We start from the raw sequence: 13,093 nt of genomic DNA, 5'->3' as shown, positions 1-13,093 counted from the left end.
TCATGTGTCTGGTAGAGCACTCGAGCTGCTTATCCGTGCCGGCGCAGCTCGTGGAAGAAGTCGTTGATGATGTGCGGCTCGCCGAAGCGGACACGACGAGCGCTTCGCGCTGTCCCTCGAAGGGATCTCTGCTGTGCGCGGTGCGGATGTTGTCGATGAGCATCAGGTCCCGGCCTGCCATAACAAGCCCGGCCCTGGCACGATCAGCAATCGCCTGCCAGAAACCGCTCGACTTCGTCGAGTGTTTCGACGATGGCCATCCGGTCCGGGCGGGTGGTCGCCTTGTTGGCTTTCATTTCCCGGCCGGTGATCAGGAGGGCCACGGTTTCCGCCGGGTCGGCCAGGCCGTGTTCGACAGCGATTTCCAGCCCGGCCAGGGCTGCCGCGCCGGCGGGTTCGGCGCCGACGCCGGCCCGGCTGGCCAGGGTGGCGACCGCGCTCAGGAGTGCGTCGTCGGAGACTGCGGTCAGTGCTCCGCCGCTGCGGTGTATCGCGTCCAGTACGGCGTTGCCGATGGCTGGGCGTACGACGGCGATGCCGTCGGCGATGGTGGCGGTGGGGTCCAGGTGGGCTGGTTGGGCGGGGGTGCCGTGCCAGGCGCGTACCAGTGGTTGGCAGTGTTCGGCTTGGATGCCGATCAGGCGTGGTTGGCGTGTGGCGAGGCCGCAGTGGACGAGTTCGGTGAAGCCTTTGTCGAGTGCTACCAGGGTGGGGCCGTCGCCGACGGGGGTGATCATTACGTCCGGTGGTTGGCGGCCGAGTTGTTCCCATACCTCGAAGGCGACGGTTTTTTTCGCTTCGATGGTGAGTGGGTTGGCGCCGGTGTTGCGGTCGAGCCAGCCGAAGGTGTGGGCGGCGGTGCGGGAGAGGTCGACGGCGGCCGGGTAGCCGTGGCGGACTTGGAAGACCCAGGCGCCGGCTTGGGTCATGAGGGCGAGTTTGTCGGGCTGGCAGTCGGTGGATACGAAGATGACGGCTCGTATGCCGGCTGCTGCGGCGCCGACGGCGGTGGCTACGGCTGCGTTGCCGGTGGACGCGGTGGTGATCGTGTCGATGTGGCGTCGTAGTCCGTCTTCGAGCACGAGTGCGGTGGCGCGGTCTTTGTTGGACGCGCTTGGGTTGCGAGTTTCGTCTTTGAGCCAGAGGTGGGGCATGCCCAGTGTTTGTCTGAGGGCTGGTGCGGGTAGCAGTGGTGTGCCGCCGATCGGTACCGGGTAGCGCACCGGGCCGTCGCCGATCGGCAGTAGTTGCCGGTATCGCCACATGGTGAACGATTCCGGCCGGTCCTGCGCGATCAGCGTGGGGTTGTAGTCGTATCGCAGCCATTCACAACCCGCCAGGCCGGCCGACCCGATTACGCTACCCACGTCGTGACCGCCTTCCGTACTTCGTGATACCGGGCAGATGCGATGACTGGCACGATGGCCTCCTTGTCTGTGGCAGGGCACTGGGCTCAATTGGGCTGCTCATCCGTACCGGCGCAGTTCGTGGAAGAAGTCGTCGACGGTGTGCAGCTGGCCGGTGTGGGCTGCCTGGTCGTAGACGTATTTGCCGACTGCGAGGTCGAGTACGCCGAGGCCGAAGGGGGAGAACACCAGTGGCCGGTCGGTGGGCAGTGTGATTCGCCCGGTCATCACGTCGTCGAGGGTGCCGTGCAGGAAGTCGCGGTTGCCGGTGAGTTGTTCGGTCAGGTGTGGTGAGGTGTCGGCTTTCAGGCAGTGCTCGATGTCGTCGACGATGTTGGTGGCGGTGAGCAGGATCTGCGGTGCGAGGTCGCGCAGCGATACGTGCAGTACCAACGGGTTGTGCTCGAACCAGGACGGGTCGTGGACATGCGGCTGGCTGGCGACGGTGGCGAAGACGACGAGGTCGCTGGAGCGGATGAGGTGTTCGGCGGTGTCGTGCACGGTGATCCGGCCGGTGGTACCTGACTGCTGCAGGTAGTTGCGGAAGCCGGTGGTGCTGTCGGTGGACAGGTCGTGCACGCCGATGTGGTCGAAGGACCAGCCGGTGGCGGTCAGGAAGGTGTGGATGTAGCGGGCGATCAGGCCGGTTCCGATGAATCCGGCGCGTGTGGGGCGTGGTCGGTTGCGGGAGAGCCGGTCGGTTGCTGCGGCGGCGAGTGCGGCTGTTCGGGTGGCGCTGATGATGGAGGCTTCGAGGCAGGCGAAGGGGTAGCCGGTGTTGTGGTCGTTGAGGATCAGGACGGCCGAGGCGCGGGGGAGGCCGGCGGTGACGTTGTGCGGGAAGCTGGAGATCCATTTCAGGCCGGCGACCGGTGTCTGGCCGCCGATCGAGGCGGGCAGTGCGATGATCCGGGCGGAGGGGTGGTCGGGGAAGCGCAGGAAGTAGGACGGTGGGTTGACCGAGTCGCCGGTGCTGTGCAGCCGGTAGGTGGCCTCGATGAGTTCCACGATCAGGGTTTCGCGGCCCTGGAGCGCGTGCTGGACCTGGGCACCGGAGATCACGGCGAATCCGGGCACGGGATCGGTGATAGCCGTACTGACGGATGGGGCCTGCGCCGATACATTCCTGGTCATCCGGTGGTCACCTCCATGGTCGGTGAGCAGTCGGCCAGGCGTACGGGGTCGGCGAGTGCGACGAGCATGTCGCGTGGTCCGTGGTAGGGGTCTCTGTTGTGGGCGGTGCGGATGTTGTCGACGAGCATCAGATCGCCGGCCTGCCAGGGTTCGCGTGCGGTGTGGGCGTCGTAGGTCTTGTTGAGCAGGTGGATGACGTCCGCGCTGATGGGGTCGCCGTTGCCGTAGTGGGTGTTGAACGGCAGGGCGTCGGCGCCGTAGACGTCGATGAGGTAGTCGCGTATTTCGGGGTCGATGGTCCATTGGTTGAGGAAGGCGATCTGGTTGAACCAGCTGCGTCGGCCGGTGATGGGGTGGCGCACGATGGCGCTGCGGTGTTGTCGGGTGCGGAGTGTGCCGTCGGGTTGCCATTGGAAGGCGATCGCGTTGGCGCGGCAGTAGTGTTCGATGGCGGCGCGGTCCTCGGTGCCGAATGCCTCGGTGAGGGATGCGCCGATCTCGGTGTTGTAGGTGCGGGTGAGCAGCCAGCCGTCGCGGGTGAACCGGTCGACCAGTTCGGGGGGCAGTGTGTCGAGCAGGGTGGGGGCGTCGGCGATTCCGGTGGCGCCGCCCGTGGTGGGTGCACGTAGGCAGGCGAACAGCAGCAGGCTGGGGAATTGGAGGGTGTAGCTCAGTTCGTGGTGCATGCACATTTGTTGGTTGGCTGGCCATTTTGAGGAGGAGTACACGCCGTCGGGGTAGGTTCGCCGGGAGGCGAAGGCTTCTTTCTCGGTCATCAGGCTGGTGGCCAGTTGGTGGAAGACGGCGGTGGTCTGGGCTGGGTCGTGCAGGCCGAGGCCGCGGATGAGGACCGCGCCGTGCTCGGTGACGATGGCGCGGAGCGCGTCGCGGTGGTCGGCTGCCCAGCGTGGCGGGTCGCCGGCCGGGTCGGCCCGCAGGATCGGGGGTGTGCCGGGGTGCAGGTCCACGCCGGGCAGTGCTGTCCGGGATGAGGACGTCATCTCGGTGTCCTTTCAGTCGCTACTCGGAGAAGGAAGCCAGTGCTACTCATGACAAAGCCGGTCGTGGCGACGCCAGTGATCCGGCAGTGGTAGCTGTGGCGGTCTCGTCGAGGATCGTGGCCAGGTCGGCGAGGATCGGGTGGCGGGTGAGGTCGGTGAGGGTCACCGCGCGGTCCAAGGTGATCACCAGCCGTACTGCTGACAGTGAGGTGCCGCCCCGGTCGAAGAAGTGGTCCCGCCGGCTGATCTGGTCGGGCGGGATGCCGAGCACTGTGGCCCACGCGGTCGCCATGCGCTGCTCGGTGGGCGTACGCGGCGCCTGATAATCCTCGTCGACGACGTCGCTGCCGTCGAGTTGCCCGGCGAGCGCGGTCAGGGTGGTGCGGTCGATCTTGCCGTTGGTGGTCAGCGGCAGGCCGTCCCGCCAGTGCACGGCCGACGGGACCATGTAGCCGGGCAGGGCCTCGCTGAGCTGGTCGGCCACGAGGCCGGCCGGGAGTGGGTGTTGGCTGGTGTAGAAGGCCACCAGTCGCGTGCCCAGGCCCGCGCCGGTGCCGTCGGTGACTACGACGGCGGCGTCGTGGATGCCGGGTATTCGTACCAGGGCGTTCTCGATCTCGCCGATCTCGATCCGGAAGCCCCGGATCTTGATCTGGTTGTCCCGGCGGCCGAGGAACTCCAGTGTGCCGTCCGGCCGCCAGCGGCCGTAGTCGCCGGTCCGGCACAGCCGCTGTCCCTCGCGGTGCGGATCGGCCAGGAACACCCCGCGGGTGCGTTCGGGGTCGTTGATGTAGCCGCGGCCGACGCAGATCCCGGAGAAGACGATCACGCCGGGGGCGCCCAGGGGCACCGGTGACAGGTTCTCGTCGACGACGTAGACGTGCACGTTGGTGATCGGGCGGCCGAGCGGGATCCGGTCGGTATCCGGTACTCGGTGCATGACCTCGTGCACGGCGTCGTCGGAGGTCTCGGTCAGCCCGTAGGTGTTGACCAGGGTGATCCCGGGCTGGGCGGCGAACCAGCGTTCGACGAGCTCTTTCTTCAGCAGGTCCCCGGTGGGGGACACGGTGTGCAGATCCGGCAGGGCGCGGGGGCGCTGCTCCAGACAGGACACGATCACGTCCAGATAGGACGGTACGACCTGCAGCACGCCGGCCCGGCCGGCGACGAGGGTGTCGAGCAACCGTTCGACGTCCAGGATCGTGTCCTGCTCGATCAGCAGGGTCCGCCCGCCCACCAGCAGCGCGGCCAGCAGTTGCCAGAGCGAGATGTCGAAGCATTGCGGGCCGGTCTGCGGGATCACCTCGCCTTCCCCGACTCCGAGGTCGGTGATCTTGGCGTAGATGTGGTTGAGCATGCCCGCGTGCTCGCACATCGCGCCCTTGGGTTCGCCGGTGGAGCCGGAGGTGAACAGGACGTAGGCGAGCTGGTCCGGCGCGACCTGGACACCGGGATTGCCGTCGGGATGGTTCTCCGCGTAGGCCGCCTCGACACGCAGTAGCCGGATTCCGGGCGCCTGGCTTGCGGGTGTCTGGGTTGCGGGTGTCGGGGTTCGGGACAGGGTGTCGAGGGCCGTCTGGAGGGTGCTGGTGCTGCCGTGTTCGCTCAGCACGAGCGTGCAGTGGGCACGGGAGAGCGCGGTCGCGATGCGACCGGCCGGGAACTGCGGCTCGAGCGGCAGATACACGCCACCGGCCTTGAAGATCGCCAGGACGGCGGCCATCCAGTCCAGGGTGCGTTGCATCACCACCGCGACGACATCCTCGCGGTGCAGGCCTCGGGCCAGCAGGGCTCGTGCCAGCCGGTTGGCCCGGGCGTTGAGCTCGCGGTAGGTCCACTGCCGGTCGCCGTGCACGGCCGCGACGGCGTGCGGGTGCGCTGCCGCCCGCTGCTCGAACAGCTCGTGCACCCGCAGGTCCGGCAATTGCTGGCGAGGGCCGGCCAGCCCGGTGAGCTGGACGTGGAGTTCCTGGCCCGACAGCAGGCTCTGCCGGCCGTGCTCGGCCTCCGGATCGGCCGCGATCAGTGCGAGCGCGGTGCGGTGATAGCCGGCGATCCTGGCGGCATAGCCCGCGTCGAGCACGTCGGTCCGGTACCGCAACCGCAGCACGAGTTGGCCGTTGTGCCATACGGTTCGCACCGACAGCACGGTGTCCTCGGCGAGATCCCCGCCGAGGGCAATGGTGCCGATCGGATCCAGCGTCGGATCGAACACGGTCTCGAACGACGGTCCGGCCAGACCCAGCTCGCGCCTCAGGTCATCGACCGGGAAATCCTTGTGCGACAGCAGTTGCGACTCGGCCCGATGGGCTTCCAGCACCAACGTCCGCCACGAAACGGGCTCTGTGGTCAGCCGGCACGGCAACGGCCGCCCGCCCGCCACGGCCACGTAGCCGGTCGCGACCTCGCGCTCACCGGACAACGCGGCCAGCACCTTGGCGTGCGCGGCCAGCAGCACCGAGCTGAACGGCACCGCCAGTTCGTCCGCCAGCCGCCGCAACGCCACCACGTCCTGGCCGGGGACCGGCACCTCGTGCCCGGCCACACCGGGCACCGGATCCAGAGTCCACCGCGGAATCGCGGTGAACCCGCCCGCGACGAGCACATTCCGCCAGAACTCCCGGTCGGCTTCCACATGCATGTCCATCGGAAAACCTTTCCTCCGCTCCCGGTGCGCCAGACGGCTACGTCCCGGGTGCTGCTTCTCGTCGAGTTCCGGACGTGACCACAGCGGCGTTGTCGTTGTGGTCCCGGAGAACCCGCGAACCGGCCAAGGCGTCCCGCATCTGGCGGGCCGGGTTTCCGCCCCACCGGGCGTGCGGTGGCATTTCCTCGCCCTTCATCAGGAAGGAATCGGGGGCCAGTACCGCGCCGTCGCCCATCGTCACGCCGTAGTGGACCAGCGCACCGGTCCCGACGGTGCAGCCAGAACCGATCACGGTGCGATCGGACTTGAAGGCGAAATCTTCCTGCGAGTGGCACTGGATGTGCGAGCCGGCGTTGAGCATGCAGTCGTCACCGATCGTCACCAGGTTCTTCTCGTCCAAATCGGAGCCGTCGTCGAAGAGCCTCTTACCGAGCCGGACACCCAGCAGCCGCCAGATCACAGCCTTGAAGGGGGTGCCATTGAAAACGGCGTGTACGCCTGCCGGCACAAACAACTTGTAAAAGCGTTCCGTCCGCCAGAAGTCGATCTGGTAGATCGAGCAGTATGTCGGTCGCACGCCCCGGAATCCCGTAGCGGCACGTTCGACCAGTACGAAGTAGAGGGTCCCGAACAGGAAGATGAGGACGGTGGCCAGCGCGATCGCCGAGGCGCCGAGCGAGTGGTAGAGGTCCGCGGCGCCTAAAGCTATCAAGACGACCAGGAAGGCATAGCACCACCGCGACAGCAGGAACCATCCCATACTCACCGCATTGTGCTTGTTCTTGGCCGCGAGACGCCGGGGCAGATCGTCCCCGCTCGCCAGGTGGTTGAACTTGGTGTCGCGTTCGACCGTGCGCGGGATCTCGAAGCTGGGCGAGCCCAGCAGCCCGACACCCTCCCGGAGCAGGCCGTCGATCGGGACCAGGACCTTCGTCGCCAGCAGGCAGTTCTCGCCGGTCCTGCCCTGCGCGGGATAGACGATCCAGTTCCCGAGGAAATTGCGCGCCCCGATCGAGGCCCGCGACACCCGAAACGACGTGCTCGAGAAGTCGACATTGGCGATCGACAGCCCGCTGGCGACCACCGTTCCGCTGCCGACAGCGCTCAGGTAGGGGGTCTCGTGCTTCACCAGGTTGCCGAAGTTCGACCCGGTCTGCACCACAGGAGCCAGGCGATACCCCATGCAGCGCAGATAGTGGACTATGCAGGAGCTGTCACCGAAGAGGGTCTTGAAGAACTGGATGTTGGTCAGGCGCGCGATCGCTCGATGCAGGGCATAGTGGATCCCGTACAGGCGATAGACCTTGCCCGGCTTGATGGCGAGGTTGAGCACGCGGGGGACAGCGACCATGACGAGCAGCCTGACGAGCGCGGAGCCGAAGAAGAGCACGAGGGAGACGGCCAGGGCGTCGCTGTAGAACGTCCAGCTCGTGAAGGCCAGAGGCTCGTTTCCAAGGAGCGCAGCGAGCCGTGGGACCTCGGTGAAGAGAATGGCCACGCCGCCGTACACCAGCGGAAGCTGCAGGGCCAGGGCTTTCAGCAGTTGCAGGACGGTGTAGACGGCCCTTCTCCCGGCGCCGCACCCGGCCGGTTCGACCCCCCGATAGTCCGCCTCGGCCGGCTGCGCCGGGGACCCGTGCCAGCGCTCGCCCTCGGGCACGGCCTGCCCGGCGTGCAGCGAGGAAGCATGGCCGAGCTGGGCCCCGTCGCCGAGCGAGGTCTCGATGTCGAGCACCGTCGCCTCGCCGACGAACACGTCCCGCCCGAGAGTCACTGCGCCCGTCTGAATCCAGCCGGCGCAGGCCCGGTAGCCGGTGAGGAACGCGTCCTTGCGGATGACCGTGCCCTCGCCGATGGTCAGCAGATCGGTGCACACCGGCGCGTGCCGGGAGAAGACCACCACGCCGCGCCCGACTCTCGCACCCAGCGCCCTCAGATACAGCACATAGAGCGGCGAACCGGCGAACAAGACCAGCGGATTCAAGCCGACCAGCGTCTTGACTACCCAGAAGCGGACATAGGCCAGGCTCCAGATCCGGATCCGCTGGGGCTTCCACCGACCGATGAGCACCCACTTCACCAGGATCGGGAGGGTGGACATGCCGAGGAAGAACGCACCGCCGAACAGGACCGACCGCAGGTAGACGTGGACCACATCGGAGCCGGCGGAGATCCACTCGAAACCTAGTTCGAGGACAAGTGCGGTGAGGTAGGAATATCCCAGGAGAAACAGGAACTGCAGTGCTCCGCAGAGGACATACTGCCGAGTGCTGACCGGTGTCGTCACCTCGGTTGTCGCCGGGACCGGCGAGCCGCCGGCGGCGGGCGTGGTGTCCGCGAGCGCCGCTGCCAGGCTTCTGATCGTGGGGTGCTGGTAGATGTCCTTTATGGACACTGACGGCAGGTCTGGCTGTTTTCGGACTCTGGCGCAGAATTGGGCCATCACCATCGAGTCGGCGCCGAGGTCGTCGAAGAAGTGGCTGTCTGCTGGCACTTGCTCGACGCGCAGGACTTCGGCCAGCACGTCAGTGAACATCCGCTCGACCGGGACGGGCGCGGTATCCGCGAGCGCCGCCGCCAGGCTTCTGATCGTGGGGTGCTGGTAGATGTCCTTTATGGACACTGACGGCAGGTCTGGCCGTTTTCGGACTCTGGCGCAGAACTGGGCCATCACCATCGAGTCGGCGCCGAGGTCGTCGAAGAAGTGGCTGTCTGCTGGCACCTGCTCGACGCGCAGGACTTCGGCCAGCACGTCAGTGAACATCCGCTCGACGCCAGCCGCCGGGCCGACGTGCGCGCCGTCCGTGGTAGAAGATTCAGCCAGATCGACTGTCGGGACTTCGACAGTTTTTCCCACCACATGAGCTCCTTGAACAGAAGTTGGCGATTGCGATGTGCGGCATCGATTAGCGACGGCGATCGCCCGGCTCATCCCGGGTCTGCGCGCACCGTTCCATCTGGTACACCCGCCGCCGAACGAAATCACGCCGGGACAAGCACTGGCGGGCCGGTGCAATTGTGGACACTGTGGTGCGCATCGCGCGTCCTTCCGAATACGTAGGTCAATTCGCCCGGTGGTGGGTCTTTATTGCCCTCTCGCCACACGGGGTAAGACCGCAAACTGGATACGCTCGCTTTGGCGTGGCACCGAGTTTTCGCCGACGTGGTGCCGATGGGGAGGGGTTTCCTGTATCCCTGGCTGATGACACTGCGGGATACAGGCCTTGAACAGGGAAAACAACCCCAAGGAGGCGCAGAGCTCGCAACCTGGGAAATGTTCCGGGTCGATTGGCTCGCTGCCCTGGTGAGCACCGGGCCCAAGCAGGCGCACTACGGCTATGGATTCGTGAGTGGACGAATTTGTCAGATGACGGTTGGGCCGGCGGGATAGTGGCGCCATGGTTCGAGTTGGCAGCCGGGGAACGGGGCGTAGTCCGTCAGTCGGTCACGTAGGGCGGCTATGGTGGGTATGAGGGCGAGGTCGTGGTCGCGAATCCACGTGTCGTCGTAAATGGTGTCCAGGTAGCGGTCGCCTCCGTCAGGTGCTACTGCGACGACGTTGTGGCGAGGGCCTAGTCGTTGGGCGACTGCCAGTGCGATGAAGACGGCGGCACCTGATGAGCCGCCGAGCAGCAGGCCTTCGTTGCCGGCGAGTAGCCGGCATGTGCTGAATGCTTCTGTGTCACCGCACCAGTAGGCCTCGTCGATGGTTGCCGGGTCGAAGTTGCCTGGGGTGAACCCGGAACCGAGGCCGACCAGCAGGTGCCGGCCCATGGGGCCGCCGATAGCGGTCGAGCCTCGGCCGTCCACCGCCACCATCCGGCAGTCACGCCGAGTCTGTTTGATCCGTCGGCCTATTCCGGTGATCTGGCCGCAACTGCTGGTGGTGCACACGATGGCGTCGACATCGCCGTCGAGGTCGTCGAGGATCTCCGCGGCGGTGGTCGTGCTGTGTGCGGCGGGGTTGTCCGGGTTGTCCCACTGGTTGGGCATGTAGGCGCCCTCGACAGTGTGGGCGATGGCTTCGGCTGCCTGGATCCGGGGGATCTGGTACTTGCCGTGCTCGTCGGGTTTCTCGACAAGGGTTGGTTCGGCGGCGTAAGCGGCAATGGTCCGTACGCTCAGTGCCGGTGTGCGGGGATCGACCATGATCTTCACTCGGATGCCGAGTGCGGCGCCGATCATCGCCAGTGCGATGCCCAGGTTGCCTGATGTGGCTTCGACAATGGTGCCGTCCTCGGTGAGCGCCCCCGAGCGCAGTGCCTCGCGGATCATGCCCAGGGCCGGCCGTGCTTTGACGCTCCCTCCTGGGTTGAGGCATTCGAGCTTGACCCACACCGTCGCGTCGGTCGGCTCGGTGAGCCGATTGAGGCGCACCATCGGAGTGTTGCCGATGGCATCGAGGATTGTGTCGTAACGCATGGGCCTTCTTTCCTTGTCACGAGCGGTCTTGGCGAGGAAACGCCGCCCTGGCGCGCAATACGCCGATCAGCATCGCGCAGGCGAGCCCATAACCGACAAGCAACATCCAAGGTAGCCACGGCATGTCCAGGCGGATACCGAGATCGGTGGCATAGCCGACAGCGGTGTTGCCGATCGCGGCGGCCAACCCGGCGGCCATGGCGTAAGCGCCGAGATACGTGCCGGTTAGCGCGCTACGCCCGAATGCTGGAGTGCGATCCAGGACGAATGGTTGCGCCACGGCGACGCCGAGGGTCAATACGATCGTTGCCAGTATCGCCGGGGAGATGGCCGGCAAAGAGCGCAGCACCGCCGCGATCCCGCCGTCGTGCGTGCCGGCGGCGGTCGGTTGCAGGGAGCCGGTGACGGCGAGCGGGGCGAAGGCCAGGCCGCACAGCGTCAGTCCGACGCCGATGGCCGTGGCCGGCTCCCAGTGCCGCTGGCACCAGTCGGTGATCCGAACCTGCAGACCGAGGGTGACGAGAGTGGAGGCGATGAACAGCATCGCGACCGTACTGTCCACTCCGGACACACGGCTGGCCTCCAGCGGCAGTGTCAGATAGAGCTGGTTGTACAGCACGAACACGCCGGAGGTGGCGCAGACGAAGAGCAGGAAACGCCGATTGGTGATCACCTCTCGCCAGTCCGCCAGCACCGACTGCTCCGCTGGTTGCGGCGCACGAGCGGGCAGCGCGAGAACCTGGGCGATGGTCAACAGCGCGAAGACGGCCGCCGCCGTGATCGCCGCGGCGCGGAATTCCACGGCGAGCAACACACCGCCCAGCAGCGGGCCGAGCAGTGTTCCGGCCTCGCCGGCGACGTTGAACAACGCGAACGCCCGCAGCCGCTGGTCACCTGACTCCTGCGCGAGATAGGCCCGCGTGGCAGGGCTGAACACCGCACCCGCGACACCGGTCAGGAGCGCCGCGGCGAACAGCCCCGGCACGTTGTCAAGGAACGCGAACGCCCCGAATCCCACTGCTCGAAGGGCACATCCGGCGATGATCAGCGGCCGGCAGCCGATGCGATCCGCCGCCGACCCACCGAACAAGGTGAGCCCCTGCTGGCTGAGGCTCCGTGTGCCGATGAGCGCCCCGACGACGCCGGTGGCCAAGTGCAGGTTCTCCCGCAGATGCGTGGCCAGATACGGAACCAACAGATAAAACCCGAGATTGACGCCGAACTGGTTCAGCAGCAACAACTGCACAGTGCGGGACAGCGACCGGACGGCTCGGATCGTGCTCAACGCCGTCTCGCCGTGCCGCGCTCTGGCCGGGCGAGCGGATCCACCACACGCCGGCAGCGCGTCCAAGAGGTGACCTCACGCGCCCACGGGTCGGAGATCTCGTCCGGTTCGTCAGCCGGTGGCACATCGAGCAGCCCGTGCCGCCGGCAATAGTCGTCGTTGTAGATGGTGTCGAAATAACGCAGCGGCCCGTCCGGGAAGATGGCCACCACCCGCAGGTCCGATGGCTGTGTCCGAGCGATCCAGCCGGCCACAAGGGCCACCGCCCCCACACTCCAGCCGCCGCAGGCGTATCGAGCCCTGGCCAACTGCCGGCACGACCACACCGCCTCAGCCGACGCCACCCAATGCACCTCGTCGAAGCTGGCATAGTCGACGTTGCGCGGGTAAATACTCGACCCGAGACCTCGCATCAAGCGCGGCCGGGCGGGCTGGCCGAAGATCGTGGAACCCACCGAGTCCACACCGACCAGCCGCAGATGCGAGAAGTACGTCCGAAGCACCCCGGCGACACCAGCCGAGTGGCCGCCCGTACCCACCGAGCACACCAGCACGTCGACGCGGCCAAGCTGAGCCACCAACTCCAACGCCAGGGTCGCGTAGCCCGCGGCATGATCCGGATTGTGATATTGATCAGGGTGGTACGCCCCCGGACACGCGGCCAGCAGTCTCCGGACCCGGTCACGCCTGGCCTGCTGCCATCCCCCGACCGGGCAAGGCTCGCGAACCACATCCACCCGCACACCCTGCGCGCTGAGCATGCGCCACATGATCGGCTCCGTACCGGAATCCGTCACAACAGTCACAGGGTGACCAAAGACAATTCCCGCCAACGCCAAGCCCAAACCAAAAGAACCGCTGCTCGACTCGACGATCGTCGCGCCCGGCTTGAGCTCACCACGCTCGCGCGCGCACGCGACCATATGCAAGGCGGGCCGATCCTTCATTCCGCCAGGGTTGGCCCCCTCCAGCTTTGCCCAAAACCCTCGGCTCTCCGGGGTGAATGGTCTGTCGATCCACAGCGCAGGCGTATTTCCCACGATCGAAGCGAGATTCGTGCACCTGCTCGCCCCAGCCGGCAGGAGCAGGCGCGCAGGTGGGCATGTGAGTAACCTGTTCAAGGTCCCGATCCCTCGAGACAAGAGTGGTCGTCGCCCCGCCCGGTGGCCGTGCTCGAAGCGCTCCGCTGCCGAACCTG

At 66.7% G+C, this 13,093-nt stretch carries 8 protein-coding genes; all 8 read right to left on the bottom strand.

Going from position 1 to position 13,093, the window contains the following annotated elements:
- Positions 1-203: 203 nt before the first annotated feature.
- The 8 genes from JOF56_RS44425 to JOF56_RS44390 all read right to left on the bottom strand — a co-directional run bounded on the left by JOF56_RS44425 (position 204) and on the right by JOF56_RS44390 (position 12,977).
- A complete protein-coding gene (locus JOF56_RS44425; RefSeq protein WP_209645567.1) occupies positions 204-1,367 on the bottom strand; it encodes a threonine synthase in 1,164 nt (387 codons plus the stop codon).
- A gap of 99 nt (positions 1,368-1,466) precedes the next feature.
- The gene (sbnB, locus tag JOF56_RS44420) at positions 1,467-2,540 is read right to left on the bottom strand and encodes a 2,3-diaminopropionate biosynthesis protein SbnB (RefSeq protein WP_209645566.1); all 1,074 of its coding nucleotides are present in this window, start codon (positions 2,538-2,540) and stop codon (positions 1,467-1,469) included.
- Positions 2,537-3,541 (bottom strand): TauD/TfdA family dioxygenase, encoded by a 1,005-nt coding sequence (locus JOF56_RS44415; protein WP_209645565.1) that lies wholly within the window; start codon positions 3,539-3,541, stop codon positions 2,537-2,539. Before JOF56_RS44415 ends, sbnB begins: the two co-directional genes overlap by 4 nt.
- A 46-nt stretch (positions 3,542-3,587) precedes the next feature.
- Positions 3,588-6,188, bottom strand: a complete 2,601-nt coding sequence (locus JOF56_RS44410) for a non-ribosomal peptide synthetase (RefSeq protein ID WP_209645564.1) — start codon at positions 6,186-6,188, stop codon at positions 3,588-3,590.
- A gap of 37 nt (positions 6,189-6,225) precedes the next feature.
- Positions 6,226-9,045 (bottom strand): Pls/PosA family non-ribosomal peptide synthetase, encoded by a 2,820-nt coding sequence (locus JOF56_RS44405; RefSeq protein ID WP_209645563.1) that lies wholly within the window; start codon positions 9,043-9,045, stop codon positions 6,226-6,228.
- Positions 9,046-9,551: 506 nt separating this feature from the next.
- Positions 9,552-10,610: a PLP-dependent cysteine synthase family protein gene (locus JOF56_RS44400; protein WP_209645562.1), complete on the bottom strand. Its 1,059-nt coding sequence runs from the start codon at positions 10,608-10,610 to the stop codon at positions 9,552-9,554.
- Between the two features lie 16 nt (positions 10,611-10,626).
- Positions 10,627-11,895, bottom strand: a complete 1,269-nt coding sequence (locus JOF56_RS44395; RefSeq protein WP_209645561.1) for an MFS transporter — start codon at positions 11,893-11,895, stop codon at positions 10,627-10,629.
- Complete coding sequence (locus tag JOF56_RS44390) at positions 11,892-12,977, bottom strand: PLP-dependent cysteine synthase family protein (protein ID WP_372448403.1); 1,086 nt, start codon at positions 12,975-12,977, stop codon at positions 11,892-11,894. Before JOF56_RS44390 ends, JOF56_RS44395 begins: the two co-directional genes overlap by 4 nt.
- Positions 12,978-13,093: the final 116 nt, after the last annotated feature.

The sequence above is a fragment of the Kibdelosporangium banguiense genome, assembly GCF_017876405.1.
GTDB classification, from domain to species: domain Bacteria; phylum Actinomycetota; class Actinomycetes; order Mycobacteriales; family Pseudonocardiaceae; genus Kibdelosporangium; species Kibdelosporangium banguiense.
This window is presented reverse-complemented; position numbering and strand designations above follow the sequence as displayed.